The organism is Anaerosacchariphilus polymeriproducens (genome assembly GCF_003363435.1).
In the GTDB taxonomy this organism is placed as follows: Bacteria; Bacillota; Clostridia; order Lachnospirales; family Lachnospiraceae; genus Anaerosacchariphilus; species Anaerosacchariphilus polymeriproducens.
Window position 1 is genome coordinate 270551 of sequence record NZ_QRCT01000049.1, and the last position, 19586, is coordinate 290136.

Below are 19586 nucleotides of genomic sequence, written 5' to 3' on the forward strand. Positions count from 1 at the left end.
AAATTATCCTGTTTAGTATTTCCTAAACAAAAAAAAATACCCCAAAAACGGGGTATTAAATTAAGTCAATTTTTCAATTCCTTCCATTGCCATGAATAAACAAATTAAAATAAAAATAATCATCCATACAGAAGTAAAAATGTATTTATACTTCTTCTTATTTCTCGTAGCATATACGTTTAAGTAGTGAGCTATTTGCTTTCGATATTTAAATATAAAAAAGATAGCAATTAGAGTAAACACAACAAGCATTGCATAAAATATTACATTAGTAACCGTTTCATTCATACCCTTAGTCAAAAACAAAAATAAGTCTCCAAATATGAAATTATTTATGATATGTAATACCATTGACCATTTAATAGAATATTCCATTGCAACATATCCTAACACAAGTCCAACAGAAGCTGCAAAAATTCCTTGTACCAAGTTACCATGAAACAATCCAAATAAAGCTGCTGAAACTATAATTGCAAAAACTCTTCCATGTTTCTCTAATTTTCTAAGTATTGCCCCTCTAAAAATGATTTCCTCAGAAATAGGTCCAAAAAACGAAGCATAAAGAAACATTAAAATACCGTTACTTCCGGCAGAAGCATTTTTCATATCATTCATAATGGTATAACCAAAATGATTAAATACACTTTCTAATCCATTCCCCAAAAGTAAGAACAAAATTTGTGGAGCCATAAAACAGGAAAGAAAAATAACGAATTCTTTTAAATGCATTTTACGTCTTGATACTTTTAAATCATAGGTAAATAGCTCTTTTTTTCTTAACGCATAAATTAAAAACAAACCTAATCCTATCCCTACGAGATAAGCCACACCATCTTTACCATTTCTGGAAATAGAATCTGTAAATGCTTCTACATCAAATTTAGGATTCTTTATCATTTGAAAAGCTGCTTCGACTATTACATATAACGTATAGACTGACATCAACAAAATATCATATAAAATTAAAGTTATAGCAATTTTATTAATATCCTTTTTAAATAACTTTTTTAATGTTTTTTCTTCTGAATACATACTAACACTACTCCTTTATCACAATTTAGTTCCTTTATATCATATAGCAAATGAGAAGAAAAATTACGATTTTTGTGACCAATTGCAATATTTATGTGACAAATGGTAAGTTATTCTCAACTAATTTTTTTATAATTTAAATATTGCACCAAACCTAAAGCGAAATTGTTTACATTTTATTTAAATTTAAAGGCAGAAGAATTTCTAAAGTAAATTGCCAAATATCCTCTTTCTGTATCCAGTTAATATGAACATCGCCACCATAATTTCCAACAGCAGATTTTATATTGTCTATTCCAAAACCATGATTATCCTGATCTATTTTGCGACTGACAATTTTTCCGTTCTTTTGAATTACTCCGTATTTACAAGCGTTTTCAAAACTGATAAGCAGAAAATTTGTATTTTGTTTTATAGAAATATAGACCGTCCTATCATATTTATCATGCAATTCTTCTAATGCTTCTATAGCATTATCTAAAGCATTTGCAAATATTTTACACCAATCAATTGCTTTGATATCAGCTGCATTTAATAAATTTCCCTCCATTGCGAACATGATGCCTTTTTCCTTTGCCCGTTCTTTTTTTGAACTAATAATCGCATCTACCATACTGTTATTCGTCTGTACATCAACATCAAGTTTTGCCACTTCCAGATTAAGTTCCTCTATATAATTTTTAAGTTCTTCACTTTTTTCTTGATCCATTAAAATCTTAATACAAGCCAAATGATTCTTCATATCATGCCGCAATTTTCTGGTTTCTTCCTGCATTTTTTTATATGCCTCAAAATGCCTTACCTCTTCCTCTATATATTTTTCATTTAATCTGCTTATTTCCAAATAAAACTGTGCCGTGTTTCCCTGAATCAGCATTCGTATCATAATATATACTATTAATATGTAAGCAGCAATCAAAATCCATAATATAATTTTAGGATATATATCTATATGTAATAAAAATCCATTATCCGTTATCCCAAATGTCAATATTCCCAAGAACGTCGAGGTAATCCCAATAATATACCGTTCTATTTTTTTTATTCTCTTTGTAAAATGATACTTTCCATCTAACTTCCATACTAGTAACATGATTACAAGCGTAGTAATATCACCAACAAAGGATTTTATACTTTCATATAGATCATTCTCTAAATTACCAAAAATCACTTGTACAAGCATAGATAATAGACCATAAGGTAATAATACCGTAAAAACAAGGGGCCAAAACCAAAATATATGCCGAAAACGTTTTTTTGGAACAACCAGAAACAATAGCAAATGACTAACTATTACAGCATATAAAATAAGTAATTCATCATACGATTCACCGGTCTTTCCTAAAAAAGATAAGACGAACCCTAATAAACCTGCCACAATAATCCACTTTTTAATTCTTTGAATCGAAAATCCATATACATATCTATAAACAAAGAACAAAATAAAAATTAAAGTACAAGTAGATACTCGGTAATATAATAATTGTAATTCCATGTTTACCTCTTTTTAATTGCTATTTCACTGGGTTTTGATACAATGAATGATCTTCTCTTTCAACTCCTTATCCCTTCCACGACTAATAGGAAGACATATATCAGAAAAAATCGTAACCTCTCGCGCATGATAAGAGGTCAAATAATCCAGGTTAATGATATAACTCCGATGACATCTAAAAAATTGTTTCTTAGATAATTCCATCTCAAAATCTTTGATCCTCTTGCGGACCCGATATTCACTCAGAAAATACTTCCCTTTATCCCCTTCACTATTATTCCGTACAAAAACGAAAACATCATTCCGAACAGATTCTATATAAACAATATCTCTAATTTCAACAATGACCTCTTCTTTCTGAGTATGAAGAAGCATCGTTTCCCTTTGTTCCATTCTTCTATCTATTTCTTTCAATGTCTCAAACATTTTTTCTTCCTTGACTGGTTTTGCCAAAAAACGAACTGCCTCGACCTCATACCCCTCCATTGCAAATTCTGTATGACTTGTTAGAAAAACAATGAATTCATTTCCACCAAATGCTCGTAATTTCTTCGCTGTCGTAATTCCATCCAGCTTTTTCATTTCAATATCCAATAATATAAGATCATATGTATATCCCGACTGATATCTTTTGAGGAACTCTTCTCCAGAATCAAAGGTATCAATCAGAGTATCTAAATTATGATAATATTTGTCTATTAATTTTATAATCTGATTTTGAAATAGCTTTTCATCTTCACATACTGCAATTTTCACCAGTTTCACCCCTCGTCATTTTTTATCTGCCTTATATTTTATCTTGCTTTCATACAAAAAACAAGGACATTCCATCCTTGTTTTTTATAATCTCTATTTATTTTTTAATACTGAACTTCTAAAATCTCAAAATTGATTGCCTTATAATCACCAAATGTTTCCGGTACAACAAATCCAGCTTTCATTAACAAATCTCCTGAATAAATTTTATCTTCCTTATTAATCCTATACTTCTTAGAAGCATCCAATCCTTTCAGACGGAGTCGTACTGTCGGTGCATTTGCTTTTGCTGTGAGACTTACATAGCTGCATAATGATTTTGTTTTCTGTTTATCTACAAACTGCCATGCTGCAAAATCATGATTATTCATGACATCTGTCAATCTATAATAATCACCATACTGTATGACATCATAATTTCTTTTAAACTCTTCAATCTGTGATTGAATCATATCTTTTTCTTCATCTGATAACTTTGTAATGTCTAGTTCATAACCAAAAGTACCCGCCATGGCAACAATTCCCCGCGTCTTAAAATCTGTGCATCTGCCATTACCATGATTTGGTGTTACTGAAACATGAGCCCCCATAGAACTGATAGGATAACCGAATGATGTTCCATACTGAATTTTTATTCTATCTATCGCATCCGTATTATCACTGCACCAAATCTGTGGAGAATAATATAACATTCCAGGATCAAACCGGCCCCCTCCACCAGAGCAGTTCTCTAATAAGATATTAGGATATCTTTGAATTAACCGTTCCATTAAATCATATACACCTAAAACATAGCGATGAAATAATTCACCTTGAGATTCTTTTGAAAGACCAGCAGAGTAAAGATCCGTAAGATTCCGATTCATATCCCACTTTATGTACTCTATATTTGTACCATCCAGCACTTTTGTGATTAAATCAAAAATATAATCTCTTACTTCTTTCCTTGACACATCAAGAACAAGTTGATAACGGGCTCTTACTGGTGAACGTTCTGGCACCTTGATGCACCAGTCTGGATGTGCCCGATACAAATCACTATCCTCATTAACCATTTCCGGCTCAAACCAAAGGCCCATTTTTATACCTAAATCATTGATTTTCTGACACAAGCCGTTAATACCCGATGGTATTTTATCATGATTGACTACCCAATCACCAAGTCCTGCCAAATCGTTGTTTCTTTTGCCAAACCATCCATCATCCATTACCAGCATCTCTATCCCTACGTCGGCTGCCATACTGGCAATATCTAAGATTTTTTGTTCATCAAAATCAAAATAAGTTGCTTCCCAATTATTGATTAGAACAGGGCGTTGTTTTTTCGCATAGTTTCCTCTGCACAAATGATCACGATATACGTCATGATATATTCTAGAAAGTTCTCCTAACCCATTCTGACTAAATACCATAACTACTTCTGGTGCAATAAATTCCTCTTGCGATTTCAAACAATAGCGGAAACCTGTCGGATTAATCCCCATGACAAATCTGGTCTGATTGATTTGATCAACCTCTGTTTCAGCTAAGAAATTACCGCTGTATACAAATGAAAATCCATAACAATCTCCAATATCTTCGTCCGCCTTACGATCACACAAAATTACAAATGGATTCTGATGATGACTCGATACGCCTCTGACACTTTCCACTGAAGTTTTTCCATGCGTTAAATGTCTTCGCTCCAATTGTCTTTCTAACATATGTTTTCCATAAAAGCTTATAAAATCATATTTATTCTCATAAAAATCAAGACACGTAGATAATACACGATTCAAATAAACAGACTCAGCTCCATTGTTTTTCACTCGAACTGCTCTCGTTATAACATCTAGATTTTTGAATACTCCATATAATAAAACTACTTCCATATTCGTATGTTTGTCTTCTAATATAATTTCTAATGTATCAGCTTCTTCTTTTGCATAAACTGACGGTAAGCCTTGTAGTTTATATTTTCCCTCATAAATAGTAAATTCTTTAAATCGTAAGTCTACTGTCTGACTTCCATCACTATTTTCTACTAAAATACTACTGGTTCTATAATCACCTGAACCAAAAGTAGAGTATTCTTGAGGCAAAATATCTAAAGAATAAGTTCTATCATCTAATGCATCATATGGCTGTCCTGAACATGCCCTGTCTATATATCTAATTAAATAATCTAAATCTTCATTTTCTATAGTTGAACCATAATATAAATGTAATAAATAACCTAATTTATCTACACACATCTGGTACATTGTCGATTTTGTCTGTAAAGTAAAAACTTTTGATTCTGGCTTATAAATAATTGACACTTTTTCTACTCCTTTATGCTTTTGTCCCTGTCAGCGCAATTCCTTCTACAAATTGCTTTTGGAATATAAGATACAATACAATCATTGGTAACATAGCCAATACAGAACCCGCCATTAAAACCGGATAATTAGTAACGTATTGTCCACGCAACGTTGATAATCCCGCTGAAAGAGTTAATTTATTTAAGTTTGTATTAACAATTAACGGCCACATCAAATCACTATAAGCAATTAATGCTGTAAATACTGCTAATGCCGACATTGCTGTTTTCGTTAATGGCATAGTAATTTTATAAAATATTTGAAACTCATTGCAACCATCAATTCGGGCTGCTTCCATAATATCATCTGGAATTCCCATATAAGCCTGACGCAGAAAAAATGTCCCAAAAGCACTGACAATTCCTGGGAATACCATTGCAAAAACGGTATTTGTCATTCCCATTTGTGAAATCATTTTGAACTGCGGAATAATAAAAATCTGTGAGGGTAACATCAATTGCGTTATAATAATTGTAAAAAAGAGTGTCTTCCCTCTAAAGTTTAATTTTGCTAATGCATACGCAGCAGTTGAAGAAAATACTAATGCACAAATGATTCTAAATATTATCATTAAAATAGTATTTAAATACAACTTAAAGAATGGAAGACTATTCGTTACACTCCTATAAGCAGCAGTATTTTTTATATCATCCGGCCAAAATGTTGGAGGAATTCGAGTCGTTTCTGCTATCGTCTTTACACTGGTAATAAGCATCCATATAAACGGAAAAATCATTAAGATACTTCCAAGACCTAAAACCAAATATATTAGAACTTTTGCATTTATATATCTTTTATAATTTGCTTTTTTATCCATGACTGCCCCCTATTACGTTTCATAGTTTACCCATTTCTTTTGTCCAATAAATTGAACAAGAGTTACAACACCTATAATTAAAAATGCCCATATTACAATTGCAGAACCATATCCTTGGTTATTATTGACAAACGATTCTTTATAAAAGAGCATTAATATTGTCTCTGTACTTCGTATCGCCGGATTCCTTTCCTCGATCATCATATAGATAATATCAAACATTTTTAGAGACGTCATAGCACGCATTATAATTACAAAAAACAAGGTAGGTGACACCATTGGTATTGTAATATGGAAAAATTGTTTGATACCGGAAGCTCCATCTATTTTAGCTGCTTCATAATAAGATTTAGAAATACTTTGAATCCCGGAAAGTAATAAAATAGCATCATATCCTATCGCACTCCATATAGCTACAATCGCACATGCTAATAATGCTGTTTTACTGTTGGTAATCCAGTTGATTGTATTGGAAATACCTATACTTCTTAAAAAATTATTTATAATTCCATATTCTGAGTTATACATCCACTTCCAAACCATTGCTACAGCTGTAGGAGCAACTACCATTGGCAAAAAGTAAATCGCTCTAAATATAGTCCGTCCTTTAATCTTTGCATTTAAAAAAACTGCAAGTACTAAGGAAATAAACACTCCTATCGGTACAGTAAGGATTACAAAATAAGTGGTATTCCAAGTAGATCTCCAAAAACCTGAACTCGAGAACATTTTTATATAATTATCGATTCCGCAAAACGTCCACTTCCCAAACGAACCTGATTTATAAAAACTCATTCGTATCGTTTCAAAAAACGGTATGATATTTAAAATAACCAGCCCTATCATTGTCGGTGCTATCATAATATAAGCAATTAAATTTTTCTTTTGTTTCTTTTTTTTCAATTTTGTATTCACCGAATCACCTCCTAAATAAAATTGCAGAGCAATTTTACCTATAAAATGAGAGTGCCTTGTTTACCTATTAGGGTTCAAGACACCCTCTTATTCACAATATTACTCTTCTGCTATACAACCATCTACAAGGGTCTGCAATTCTTTACTTACTTCTTCTACTGTTTTGTTTCCTTTATAAATTTCCAGAATAGATGCCGTTACTTTGTCTCCCCATTCAGCTTTTGATTTGGTATAAGGAAATTGCACTCCATACTCCATCATTTCAACAAAAACTTTAACATTTTTTCCTGCGTATTGTTCAAACCATGCATTTTCGGTTCCTTCATATGCAGGAATAGCACATCCGGATTTTGATGCAATTTTCATTCCTTCTTCTGAACCCATAAATTTAATAAAGTCTTTAGCAGCCTCTACATTTTTACCTTTTGCAGGTGTGGCATAACTCAAACCATTATATATGGTTGCTCTGCCTTCTCCTTTTACAGGATTATCACATTTTGGTAATATTGCAAAATCCCAATTTATGTCTTTATAATTGTTATAAAAGTTAGACATCATCCAGCTTCCGATAAAACACATTCCTGCTTTCCCTGACATGAATATTTCTGTAAAATCATTTTCAGCAAATGCTGCCTGTTTTGGACTAAAGTCATGGTCTAACTGCCAGCTGATCCACTCAGAAAGCCCTTTTTTGGTACCTTCCTCATTAAATCCTGATGCAGTCTTATCCTCATTGATCAAATGACCACCTGCTTGATAAATCAAATTGTAATAACCTTGTTGATCATCTAATGGAGCCAAAAATCCAAAATTGCCGGTCTTTTTATGAATCGTATCTGCTGCCGTCTTTAAAGTTTCCCAAGTCCATGTAGAATCAGGATATTTCACGCCAGCTTGATCAAAAATATCTTTGTTATACATTAGAGCGATGGTATCATAATCTTTAGGAACACCATATAGTTTACCATCATAAGTCACGTTATCTACTAAGCCTTTTGCAAAATGCTTATTGTAATAATCTACCTCGTCTTCTTTATATAAATCTGTCATGTCAGCTAATAATCCTGCATCAGCATATCTGGAAAATTCATTGGTATGCATCCAAAATATGTCAGGAAGTGAATTACTATTGGCAGATGCTTCTAACTTCGTCCAATATTCATCCCAATTGACAGTCTGTACATCTATCGTAACATTCGGATGCTTTTCATTATAAGCTTTCGCTAAATCTTCCATTCCTTTTTGTTGAAAAGTATCCCAGATTTGAAACGTTAATTTTGCCTTTTTTGAACCATCTGCGGAAGTTCCATTATTCTTAGTTGTACTATTTCCACAAGCAGAAAGTGACATTGAGATTGCTCCAACCAATGCAATTGCAATCATTCTTACCCATTTCTTTTTCATACAAATCCTCCTAAATTTTACATCTTGCTTTTTGATATGCTACTCTACCAAACACCCTATTTTATTTTCATACAACACTAAAATAATTTCATGTATTTATTCCCAAAATCTTCTGTCTGCAGCCATAAGATTTTTGTAATAATGCACATATTATCCTTGGTTGTATATATTATATTATCATTTTTATACAAAAACTGTAATATATTTATGACGTCATAATATACCATAATTCTATATTTCTCAAAATTTTCTTGATTAAAATATAGCATTATGGTATATAATTATTAACCTATTAATTTTATTTATAAAAGAAAGGATTTCCTATGCCTAATCATGTGAATTACATTTTTCCTAATACTAATTATATTGATCTGACTTTATATCAATATGGAATGGAATCGTGCCGCTCCATGCAATCTTTTGGACCAGCAATACGAAATCACTATTTACTTCATTACATTTTATCCGGTTCCGGGAAATTCCATAGTTTCAAAGATAAGCATTATTATCTTGAACCAGGACAAGCATTTCTAATTACTCCAAATACAGTAAATACTTATTATGCAGATGAAAAACATCCTTGGTGTTATATGTGGATTGAATTTGATGGTCTAAAAGCTCAAGAATATCTTAATGATGCAGGTTTAACAGAGGACTCTCCCATCTACAAACCCATAAAAGGATTAGAATCAAATGATTTGAAAAACCATATCACCTATCTGGTCGAACATCCTGAAGCATCTCCTGTTCAAATAATAGGAACTTTATACCATATAATGGATGCTCTGATTCGGACTTCTGCTTCAAGAAATGTTACTACTGTTGGCAATTTGCGGGAATTTTATACAAGAGAAGCCATTAATTTTATAGAACAAAACTATAACAAAAATATTTCAATTACTGATATTGCGAATTTTTGTAATCTTAATCGAAGTTATTTTGGAAAAATTTTTAAAGATACCATGCATGTCACTCCACAAGACTTTTTAATTAAGTACCGAATGAATCGAGCTTGCGACTATTTATGCAATACTAATTATCCAATTAATACAATCGCTCAAATTGTTGGATATGATAACCCTCTTCACTTTTCTCGTGCTTTTAAAAATACTTATAACGTTTCTCCACGTGATTGGCGCAGACATCATGGTTCTACTACAATTCCTAGTGAATAATAGTATGAACAAATAAGAAGAAACTACAACCAAGCAAAAATCTTAGTAGTAGTTTCTTCTATTAGCAAACAATAATATAAAATATGAGCTGTATCTCATGAAATCAATCTTACTTTAATCTTTTTAGTAACAATTCTCTTTCTTTTTCGAATCCGGGTTTTCCAAGAAGTGCAAACATATTTCGTTTATAACTTTCTACACCTGGTTGATCAAACGGATTTACACCTAACAGATATCCACTGATTCCACAAGCAAATTCAAAGAAATAGAACAATTGGCCCAAACTGAATGCATCACGCTTTGGAATTGTTATCATAAAATTAGGTACATTTCCATCGGTATGAGCTAACATAGTTCCATACATAGCATTTTTATTTACATAGTCCACTGTTTTACCAGCCAGATAATTTAAACCGTCTAAATCTTCTTCCTCTTCTTCAATAACAAGACTAACCGGGTCTTCTTCTATATTCAGTACTGTTTCAAATAACATACGTCCGCCATCTTGAATATACTGTCCCATTGAATGTAAATCTGTAGTAAAATCTACTGCTGCAGGGAAAATTCCTTTTTGATCTTTCCCTTCACTTTCTCCATATAGCTGTTTCCACCATTCACCGATATAATGTAAACAAGGTTCATAATTTGCTAATACTTCAACATTTTTACCTTTTCTATACATAATATTACGAACTACTGCATATTGAAGAGCATGATTTTGTTCCAAATCATTTTTAACAGCCAAATCCCTTGCGTAAGCCGCTCCTTCCATAAGCTGTTGAATATCAATACCGCTTACTGCAATTGGTAATAAACCTACTGGTGTCAAAACAGAAAAGCGACCACCGATATCATCCGGCACCACAAAAGTCTCATAGCCTTCCTGTGTCGCAAGACCTTTTAAAGCCCCACGTTCTTTATCTGTTGTCACATATATTCTTTTTGCCGCCTCTTCTTTTCCATATTTTTCTTCTATCATTTTCTTGAAAATACGGAAAGCTATAGCAGGTTCAGTAGTTGTTCCTGATTTACTGATTACATTAATTGAAAAATCTTTTCCTTCTAATACATCTTTTAGTTGTTGTATATAAGTACTACTGATATTATGGCCAACAAAATAAATTTCAGGTGTCTTTCTAGTATCTTTAGATACAACATTATAGAAATTATGTCCTAGAAACTCTATTGTCGCTCTAGCTCCAAGATAAGAACCACCGATACCTATAACTAGTAAAACCTCTGAATCACTTTTAATTCTGTCTGCTGCTGCCCTGATTTTATTTAATTCTTCTTTATCATATTCTGCAGGCAAATCCACCCATCCCAGAAAATCATTACCTGCTCCGGTTTTATCCATTAATTCCTTTTTCGCCGATAAAGCCGCAGTCTCCATCAATTTTAATTCTTCTTCCTTAATAAATCCTAATGCCTTCTTATAGTCAAATGTAACATTTCTGCTCATACTATTCCTACTTTCTTTTGAATTTCTTAATTAATTAGTTTCCTTTTGTATAATTATGGATTTTAGGTATCATCGTTATAATATTATCAAATTCGATTTTAAATATCAAGGAAAAATATTTTTTATTTTATAAATTTTATAAGGTCTATTTTTTATTTAATTTCACATTTTTATAGGATATAACATATTACTAAAAGAAAAGGAGTTTACTGTATGTCTTTTTTTGATTGCGTTTTTAATATTTTCTTTTTTATATTTAAGTTTTAATAATCTCTATACCATTGTTCTCACTTGCTGTTTCACTGCCTGCTAAAAGAATCTCTAAAACCAAAGGTTCAACATTCGATAATCAGAATTGTTGAACCTTTGTTTTCAAATTCTATTCTACTTAATAAAAAGATCAATTGCTTTATTTAATTCTTCGAGTTCTTTTTGATCACCCTCTTTTATTGCATGTACAATGCAATGTTCTATATGATCTTTTAATATTACCTTGCCTGTTCCGTTCAATGCAGATTTTACTGCTGCTAGTTGTATTAACACTTCACTGCAGTCTTCTCCCTCTTCCACCATAGCTTTTACTTTCTGCAAATGCCCTATAGCCCTTGCTAATCTATTAATGACCTCTTTTGATTGTGTATGATAATGAGCATGATGATTCGTCTTAATATCCTCAGCATCTATTTTATTTCTTTCTTCCATCTCTTTTCTCCCATTCATATTTCAAAATATTATAACAGATTTCCCTGAAAATTGAAACATCTGCTAATTTAATTTTTTCAAACTTAAAGCCAACGCTTATTATACGTCGGCCATGTATATCTACTATCAAGTAATCCATATTAACTTCGCATGTCTTTAAGTACCCTTAAATAATGATTTGCTTCACGCAATGTATGATCTGCTAATAATGGAACAATAATAGATTTAATCTTACATTCAATCAGACCTTGAGTACCTTGAGCTTTAAAATCACGTATTGATTTTGTTGCATGTATACTTTCATCAGTTACATTATTAAAATATAAAGAATAATCCATAGCAGTTTTTGCCTCTTCCGTCAATTTATCAAACTCTTTTCCAAAATCATTTGCTATTTGAATCAATTCTTCTTCTGTAGGGTCAAGTAAACCACGAATAAATTTTGAATGTTCTGCCATAATTTGATTCCAAAATATTTCTTGACTTAATAAATCATACTGATTTTTGAAATTATCTCTATTTTGCAGTTTTTGAGTCGTTAATAAATAGAATTCAGCTTCTCTTGTAATATGATCGATTAATAAGGGATAATTATTTGTGAACATCTTACATTCTAATACATTAGATAAAATAGAAGATTTAAGTTGAATTATTAAACGGATTAATTGAATAGCTTTTTGATTTATTTGTTTTATTTGTTGCTCATACCAATATCCGAGCGTTGTATTTTCTCCACTGGTTAGTCTTTCCTCTGTACGTGTTATATCTGTTGGTATATTTACTCCTGTATAATAGGAAGTAACCATTTCAGCATTCAACGTATATGGAGTAATAATTTCTTCAGATCGTAAGGCGCTCTCACTAATAACCCCATTTGATAATGATACTACTTGATTTAATAATATATCAAATTCTTTTCTTAACTCAGCTGCTTTTTGTTTAAATCCATAATCTTTTGGTGTAAAACTTATTTCCAGAAAAATTAAATGCTCCTTCATTATTCTGGCAAAAAACAAATGTATCTCTAATGACATTTTAACAAATTCCGAATAAGAAAGCATAATGAATTCCTTTCTAAATCATTTATGCTCTATATTATGAAAATATTTTAGATTCGTGTTCAGAAATTATTTCCTTTTTTTCCCAAAGAATATAGGACAGTATTTTACAAGAAATATCCCTGAAAAATATGTTAAAGTTATAGTTAATACTGTAACAAACAACGTTCTTATTTGTCTATGATTTAAAAATAAAGGTATCCCTAAAATTACATATGTCAAAATTTGAATAAATGGCATTGGCGGATAATGAAGTACCATAATCGATAAACTATTTTTACCTAAACTTTGTAAAATTTTATTATTTGATATAATTATTGACAGCATTATTACTGTCAAACTTCCCAGTATTGAAGTAAGATAAAAGATTATGGGGTTTCCAAGAACATACAAATGCATATTCACTCCATTTCTAAAAATTAAATTAATCAAACTAAGGGAAATAAAAAAACCTGTAAATATTGCTATATATTTAAATTTGTAATTGATGATATTTTGATTTATAGTATTTACAAAATATCTTGACAACATAGAACCAATAACCATAAATGCAAACGCAAGTGAGGTACGAAATAAGAACACATAAATCATAAACTCGATTAAATCAGTATTAGGTAATTTAGAATAATGTAATGTATTTACCCAATAATTAATAAAAAATATTATAATTACAATAATAAATCGACTCTTTAAAGATTCGAATTTATTTATAAAACATTTCCAAATTATATCTGCTACAAATAAACTTGCCAAAAACCATAATGGTGCTAATCCCCGAAGCGTAAATACCTTTACTATATCAAAAAGTATTTTTTTATCCGGAAACATAAAATGTATGACCCCTAATTTCACTTGAATTATATTTAATATAATATAAATCAAACTAAATACAAAGTATGGGATCATTAACTGGAAGAATTTTTTCTTTATATATTGAGAGTCAATCTTTGTTTTTCCTGAATTCTCTTTTATTTGGGATACAATACCTGACAATACAAAAAACAATGGCATATGAAAAGAATAAATAAAAACATTAAGTATATTATGTGGCGGTATATACTGTTGCATTACATGTGCGTATACTACCACTAAAATCCCTATCCCTTTAGCTACATCTAAAAAATCTAATCGTTTTATTTTTATCATAATTTATTTTCACCTTTTTTCAAAAATTCCTTTGATAACATACCATATTTCGACACTTTTGTCTATTGCGTTTAAATTTTTAACAAGTTTGTCCTTTGTGTTTTAATTTTTATTATCTTTTGTAATTTTCAAAAAAATGTTACTGTAAATTATTCGTCTACATATGTTTTATACATCATATAATAATTTTTGTAAAGTGATTATATAAAAAGGAGAGAGAAATAATGAAAAATATTTTTAAATTCTTAACTACATTTACGTTAATCTTTATGATGACCTCAAGTATGGTATTTGCCAATGATGCACCCATGAAAAATACCTACAATTCTGAGAAAAACCATCATAATTTAACAAGAAATAATTCTTTTACCATTAGAGCACCCTATGGTGCTACAATGAATATTGATTTAGATTCTCCTGTTCCTACTGGCTGGGTAATTATTGCGAAATACTCCTCTTACATGACGATTAAAAATGCAAATGGGGCACCTTATGGCGCTACAATAAATGTTGATCTAAGTTCTCCTATTCCTACTGATTGGGTAATTATTGCGAAATATTCTTCTTATATGACGATAAAATATGTAAACGGGGCTTCTTATGGTACCACGATTAACGTTGACTTATCTTCTCCAGTTCCTAACGGCTGGGTAATTATTGCGAAATACTCTTCATACATGACAATTAAAAATGTAAATGGGGCTTCTTATGGTACCACGATTAATGTTGATTTATCTTCTCCCATTCCTACTGGTTGGGTAATCATTGCCAGATATACTTCTTATATGACGATTAAATATACGAATGGAGCCTCTTATGGTACCACGATTAATGTCGATCTAAGTTCTCCTATTCCTACTGATTGGGTGATTATTGCGAAATATTCTTCTTATATGACTATTAAATATGTAAATGGGGCTTCTTATGGTACCACGATTAATGTTGATTTATCTTCGCCTGTTCCTAACGGTTGGGTAATTATTGCCAGATATTCTTCTTATATGACGATCAAAAAAATATAAATGAAAAACCCCCTTTTATTAACCAAATATGAAAGGGGGGTTCGTACAAAGTCAAACTTGTATATACTTGAACCTAAAAAAGAAAAAAGTTTCTATTGTATACATTGATACAGAATATTAAAACTTTCATAGCAAAAAACAATACCTATCACGACGTTTCCTGTACTGTCGTAATAGGCACTTAAATCTTATATATAAATAATAATAGCGGAAGAGGGATTTGAACCCCCGACACCACGGGTATGAACCGTGTGCTCTCGCCAACTGAGCTATTCCGCCATATGGGACCAACAGGGCTCGAACCTGTGACCCCCTGCTTGTAAGGCAGGTGCTCTCCCAGCTGAGCTATGATCCCTGGGTTTTGCGGGTCATCTACCGCTGACCCGCTTAGCTATTATACTATTATTTTTAACAAACTGTCAACCCTTTTTTTACTTTTTTTTATATTATATTACTTTATTCTTTAACGTTCCATTTTTCCCATATTTACTTGAAATATGAAACACCTGATTCAAATATTTTCATATCCTGTTGACCATGAATATTAATTGCTACTGCAATGTCTGTACGTTCGGAATGTGCCATTTTTCCAAGAATCCTACCATCTGGACTTGTAATACCTTCGATCGCACAATAAGAACCATTGACATTCCATTCTTCATCCATCGTTGGGCTGCCCGTTTCATCCACATATTGAGTAGCAACTTGTCCATTTGCAAACAATTGGTCCAACCATTCTTTTGAAGCTACAAATCTTCCTTCTCCATGAGAAGCCGGATTTACATAGGTTTTTCCTAACTCTGCCTGTTGCAGCCATGGTGATTTATTCGTTATGACTTTGGTATAGACCATCTTAGATATATGGCGTCCAATGGTATTATAAGTCAAAGTTGGAGAATCTGCTTTTTGTTCTGTAATTTCACCGAAAGGTACCAAGCCCAGCTTAATCAATGCCTGGAATCCATTACAAATCCCCAACGCCAATCCATCCCGTTTTTCCAATAGATCTGTCACTGTTTCTTTCAGTTTTTGATTTCGAAACGCTGTTGCAAAAAATTTAGCAGAACCTTCTGGCTCATCACCAGCACTAAATCCACCAGGAAACATTAATATCTGAGCCTGTCTGATGCTCTTCTCAAATTCACCTACCGAATCACGAATATCTTGAGGATTAAGATTCTTGAATACCTTAACTATAACATCTGCACCAGCCCGCTCAAAAGCTTTGGCACTATCATACTCACAATTAGTTCCCGGAAATACAGGGATAAATACGGTTGGTTTCGCAACTTTATTTTTACAAACGTAAACTTTATCCGTACGATAAATATCTGTTTTTATTTCTACGTCTTCTACATTTGATCTGGTAGGAAATATTTTTTCTAGTTTGTTTGTCCATGCATTTAATGCTTCATCCATCGTAATACTTACATTTTGATATAGAAATTTAGCATTATTAGTCACTTCACCAATGAATTCGTATGGTATTTGCAATTCATCAAATTTGTCTGCTGACACTTCCACTACAATATCTCCAATGGCTGGTGCAAATAAGGATTCCTTCTCAACTGAATCTATAACTTGGATTCCCATTTTATTACCAAATGACATTTTACTAATTGCAGCGACTATCCCTTTTCCATCTAATGCATATGCAGAAACAATAACTTTTTTTTGAATCAGTTCAAAAATGGACTCATATAACTTCATGACTTGTTTGTAATCCGGTAAATCAAACTCATCCTTTTCAATTGTAAATCTTACTATTTTATTTCCAGCTTGTTTCAATTCAGGTGAAATAATGTCCTGATGCTTCGCAATATCAACAGCAAATGAAACTAATGTAGGTGGTACGTCTATTTCATGGAAGGTACCCGACATACTATCCTTTCCACCAATAGACGGAAGACAAAATCCCATTTGAGCTGAATAAGCGCCGAGCAGCGCTGCAAATGGCTGGCTCCAGCGTGATGGGTCTTCTGTCATACGTCTAAAATATTCTTGGAACGTAAAACGTATTTTTCTATAATCTCCACCTGCTGCCACAATTCTAGCTACCGACTCTAATACTGCATAGACGGCTCCATGAAACGGGCTCCAGCTGGAGAGATATGGATCAAATCCATAACTCATCATGGTTACGGTATCTGTCTTTCCCTTTAGGACAGGCAGTTTTGCTATCATACTCTGGGTTTCAGTCAATTGATATTTTCCGCCGAACGGCATATATACACTTCCTGCACCGATAGAGCCGTCAAACATTTCCACTAACCCTTTTTGAGAACATACATTCAAATCTTCTAGCGTTTGTAACCATGCGGTCTTAACATCTGCTATATTTTTTGATTTAAAATAAGTATTTTCTTTTCTTGGAATATCTACATTAACAGATGTTTCTTGATGAGCTCCATTCGTATCCAAAAATGCTCTGGAAATGTTCACGATTTCTTTCCCTCTCCAAATCATAACTAATCTAGGCTCTTTTGTAACTTCAGCAACTTCTACCGCTTCCAAATTTTCTTCTTTTGTATATTCTAGAAACTTATTTACGTTCTTTGGATCTACCACAACTGCCATTCTTTCCTGTGATTCTGAGATCGAAATTTCTGTACCATCAAGACCAGCATATTTTTTCGGAACTTTATCCAAATGAATTTGAAGTCCGTCAGCTAGTTCTCCAATTGCTACAGAAACTCCTCCCGCTCCAAAATCATTACACTTTTTAATTAGACGGCTCACTTCTTCTCTACGGAACAAACGTTGGATTTTTCTTTCAGTAGGTGGATTTCCTTTTTGTACTTCTGCACCACAGGTTTCTATGGATTCCTCTGTATGCACTTTAGATGAACCTGTTGCTCCTCCGCATCCATCACGTCCGGTACGTCCGCCCAAAAGAATGATAATGTCTCCAGGATCTGAAGACTCACGTATTACATTTTTTCTAGGCGCAGCTCCCATGACAGCTCCAATTTCCATTCTTTTCGCAACATATTCCGGATGATAAATTTCTTTTACATAACCAGTCGCCAGACCAATTTGATTTCCATAAGAACTATATCCATTGGCTGCTCCACGTACTAGTTTCTTTTGAGGTAACTTCCCTTTTAATGTATCTTTTACAGAAACAGTGGGATCCGCTGCTCCGGTCACACGCATTGCCTGATATACGTAAGAACGACCAGAAAGTGGATCTCTTATCGCTCCCCCAAGACAAGTAGCTGCCCCTCCAAAAGGCTCAATTTCTGTTGGATGATTATGTGTTTCATTCTTAAAACTTACCAGCCATTCTTCCTTGGCACCATCGATTTCTACAGGTACAACAATACTGCATGCATTAATTTCTTCAGATTCTTCTAAGTCTGCAAGTTTTCCTTCACTTTTTAATTTGCGCATTGCCATCAATGCCAAATCCATTAAGCAGATAAACTTGTCCTCTCTTCCTTTAAAAATCTCTTCTCTGTCAGCAAGATACTTTTCATAAGTTTCTACCATTGGCTTTTTATAAAAACCATCTTTAAAAGCAATCTCCTTCAACTCTGTGGAAAAGGTAGTATGACGACAATGATCTGACCAATACGTATCTAATACACGAATTTCTGTCATAGATGGATCTCTATCTTCTTCCTCTTTAAAATAATTTTGAATATGTTGAAAATCTTTAAATGTCATAGCCAGCCCTAAAGAACGATACAATTCATTCAGCTCATTTTGATCCATTCTTATAAAGCCGTCAAAGATTAGGACATCTGCCGGCTCTTCAAATTCTGTAATTAATGTTTCCGGCTTAACAAGATTTGTTTCTCTTGAGTCGACCGGATTAATGCAATGAGCCTTTAAAGCCTCAAACTCATCGTCCGTTATCTTTCCTTCTATCACATAAGTTACTGCCGTTTTGATCACAGGTTCTTCTTCTTCTTTTAATAGTTTCAGGCATTGTTCTGCTGAATCTGCTCTTTGATCAAATTGACCTGGCAAAAATTCTACGCTAAAAGTCCTTCCACCATTCAACTCAAAAGTTTCTTCATATATATCATCAACAGGGGGTTCCGAAAATACCGTAACAAGGGCCTTTTGATAAGTTTCTTCAGAAAGATTCTGAATATCATAACGCACCAAGACTCTAACTTTAGAAACACTTTTAATTCCCAAATAGCTTCTTATCTCCTCTTGTAACTCTTTGGCTTTTACTGCAAAAGGCTCTTTTTTTTCTACATAAACTCTTCTTACCTGACTCATAATTACCTCCATTGATTATTTATT

14 protein-coding genes and 2 tRNA genes are annotated in these 19586 nt (G+C 32.6%); 2 read left to right on the forward strand and 14 right to left on the reverse strand.

All coding sequences use genetic code 11. The annotated features are described in order from the left end of the window. Positions 1 to 60: 60 nt before the first annotated feature. The 7 genes from DWV06_RS14775 to DWV06_RS14805 all read right to left on the reverse strand — a co-directional run bounded on the left by DWV06_RS14775 (position 61) and on the right by DWV06_RS14805 (position 8761). Positions 61 to 1032 (reverse strand): CPBP family intramembrane glutamic endopeptidase, encoded by a 972-nt coding sequence (locus DWV06_RS14775; protein ID WP_115482953.1) that lies wholly within the window; start codon positions 1030 to 1032, stop codon positions 61 to 63. A 169-nt stretch (positions 1033 to 1201) separates the two neighbouring features. Further along, positions 1202 to 2527 carry a sensor histidine kinase gene (locus DWV06_RS14780; protein WP_115482954.1) on the reverse strand — a complete coding sequence of 442 codons (1326 nt, stop codon included), beginning with the start codon at positions 2525 to 2527 and terminating at the stop codon, positions 1202 to 1204. A gap of 24 nt (positions 2528 to 2551) precedes the next feature. Beyond that, positions 2552 to 3283, reverse strand: coding sequence for a LytR/AlgR family response regulator transcription factor (locus DWV06_RS14785; protein ID WP_162300654.1), 732 nt, complete (start codon positions 3281 to 3283; stop codon positions 2552 to 2554). Positions 3284 to 3387: 104 nt separating this feature from the next. Then, positions 3388 to 5583: an alpha-galactosidase gene (locus DWV06_RS14790; protein WP_235828977.1), complete on the reverse strand. Its 2196-nt coding sequence runs from the start codon at positions 5581 to 5583 to the stop codon at positions 3388 to 3390. Positions 5584 to 5596: 13 nt separating this feature from the next. Then, positions 5597 to 6442 carry a carbohydrate ABC transporter permease gene (locus tag DWV06_RS14795; RefSeq protein ID WP_115482956.1) on the reverse strand — a complete coding sequence of 282 codons (846 nt, stop codon included), beginning with the start codon at positions 6440 to 6442 and terminating at the stop codon, positions 5597 to 5599. A gap of 12 nt (positions 6443 to 6454) precedes the next feature. Continuing rightward, entirely contained in the window at positions 6455 to 7303 is an 849-nt protein-coding gene (locus DWV06_RS14800) for a carbohydrate ABC transporter permease (RefSeq protein ID WP_115483080.1), read from the reverse strand. 153 nt (positions 7304 to 7456) lie between these two features. Further along, positions 7457 to 8761, reverse strand: a complete 1305-nt coding sequence (locus tag DWV06_RS14805) for an ABC transporter substrate-binding protein (RefSeq protein ID WP_115482957.1) — start codon at positions 8759 to 8761, stop codon at positions 7457 to 7459. A 323-nt stretch (positions 8762 to 9084) separates the two neighbouring features. Between DWV06_RS14805 and DWV06_RS14810 the strand changes: the two genes are divergently transcribed. After that, positions 9085 to 9936 (forward strand): AraC family transcriptional regulator, encoded by an 852-nt coding sequence (locus tag DWV06_RS14810; RefSeq protein ID WP_115482958.1) that lies wholly within the window; start codon positions 9085 to 9087, stop codon positions 9934 to 9936. Between the two features lie 109 nt (positions 9937 to 10045). On the opposite strand, the gene DWV06_RS14815 is transcribed toward DWV06_RS14810, so the two are convergent. The 4 genes from DWV06_RS14815 to DWV06_RS14830 form a co-directional block, all read right to left on the reverse strand. After that, positions 10046 to 11398: a glucose-6-phosphate isomerase gene (locus tag DWV06_RS14815; protein ID WP_115482959.1), complete on the reverse strand. Its 1353-nt coding sequence runs from the start codon at positions 11396 to 11398 to the stop codon at positions 10046 to 10048. A gap of 384 nt (positions 11399 to 11782) precedes the next feature. Next, a complete protein-coding gene (locus DWV06_RS14820; RefSeq protein WP_235828978.1) occupies positions 11783 to 12100 on the reverse strand; it encodes a metal-sensing transcriptional repressor in 318 nt (105 codons plus the stop codon). Positions 12101 to 12240: 140 nt separating this feature from the next. Next, positions 12241 to 13134: a DUF2935 domain-containing protein gene (locus tag DWV06_RS14825; protein ID WP_331463333.1), complete on the reverse strand. Its 894-nt coding sequence runs from the start codon at positions 13132 to 13134 to the stop codon at positions 12241 to 12243. Between the two features lie 93 nt (positions 13135 to 13227). Continuing rightward, a complete protein-coding gene (locus DWV06_RS14830; protein WP_115482962.1) occupies positions 13228 to 14304 on the reverse strand; it encodes an acyltransferase family protein in 1077 nt (358 codons plus the stop codon). Between the two features lie 308 nt (positions 14305 to 14612). Between DWV06_RS14830 and DWV06_RS14835 the strand changes: the two genes are divergently transcribed. Next, positions 14613 to 15326 (forward strand): hypothetical protein, encoded by a 714-nt coding sequence (locus DWV06_RS14835; protein ID WP_147289871.1) that lies wholly within the window; start codon positions 14613 to 14615, stop codon positions 15324 to 15326. 205 nt (positions 15327 to 15531) lie between these two features. Here DWV06_RS14835 and DWV06_RS14840 read toward each other — a convergent pair. From DWV06_RS14840 to DWV06_RS14850, 3 genes are all read right to left on the reverse strand, one after another. Further along, positions 15532 to 15605, reverse strand: a tRNA-Met gene (locus tag DWV06_RS14840). A 3-nt stretch (positions 15606 to 15608) separates the two neighbouring features. After that, positions 15609 to 15681: transfer RNA gene (locus DWV06_RS14845), tRNA-Val, on the reverse strand. 131 nt (positions 15682 to 15812) lie between these two features. Next, entirely contained in the window at positions 15813 to 19562 is a 3750-nt protein-coding gene (locus tag DWV06_RS14850; RefSeq protein WP_115482964.1) for a phosphoribosylformylglycinamidine synthase, read from the reverse strand. Positions 19563 to 19586: the final 24 nt, after the last annotated feature.

What these genes read in the sequence shown, in the direction of transcription:
- DWV06_RS14835 (WP_147289871.1), top strand. Translation starts at nt 14,613, where the DNA reads ATGAAAAATACCTACAATTCTGAGAAAAACCATCATAATTTAACAAGA.
- DWV06_RS14795 (WP_115482956.1), bottom strand. Translation starts at nt 6,442, where the DNA reads ATGGATAAAAAAGCAAATTATAAAAGATATATAAATGCAAAAGTTCTA.
- DWV06_RS14820 (WP_235828978.1), bottom strand. Translation starts at nt 12,100, where the DNA reads ATGGAAGAAAGAAATAAAATAGATGCTGAGGATATTAAGACGAATCAT.
- DWV06_RS14810 (WP_115482958.1), top strand. Translation starts at nt 9,085, where the DNA reads ATGCCTAATCATGTGAATTACATTTTTCCTAATACTAATTATATTGAT.
- DWV06_RS14815 (WP_115482959.1), bottom strand. Translation starts at nt 11,398, where the DNA reads ATGAGCAGAAATGTTACATTTGACTATAAGAAGGCATTAGGATTTATT.
- DWV06_RS14780 (WP_115482954.1), bottom strand. Translation starts at nt 2,527, where the DNA reads ATGGAATTACAATTATTATATTACCGAGTATCTACTTGTACTTTAATT.
- DWV06_RS14850 (WP_115482964.1), bottom strand. Translation starts at nt 19,562, where the DNA reads ATGAGTCAGGTAAGAAGAGTTTATGTAGAAAAAAAAGAGCCTTTTGCA.
- DWV06_RS14825 (WP_331463333.1), bottom strand. Translation starts at nt 13,134, where the DNA reads ATGTCATTAGAGATACATTTGTTTTTTGCCAGAATAATGAAGGAGCAT.
- DWV06_RS14805 (WP_115482957.1), bottom strand. Translation starts at nt 8,761, where the DNA reads ATGAAAAAGAAATGGGTAAGAATGATTGCAATTGCATTGGTTGGAGCA.
- DWV06_RS14800 (WP_115483080.1), bottom strand. Translation starts at nt 7,303, where the DNA reads ATGATAGCACCGACAATGATAGGGCTGGTTATTTTAAATATCATACCG.
- DWV06_RS14830 (WP_115482962.1), bottom strand. Translation starts at nt 14,304, where the DNA reads ATGATAAAAATAAAACGATTAGATTTTTTAGATGTAGCTAAAGGGATA.
- DWV06_RS14775 (WP_115482953.1), bottom strand. Translation starts at nt 1,032, where the DNA reads ATGTATTCAGAAGAAAAAACATTAAAAAAGTTATTTAAAAAGGATATT.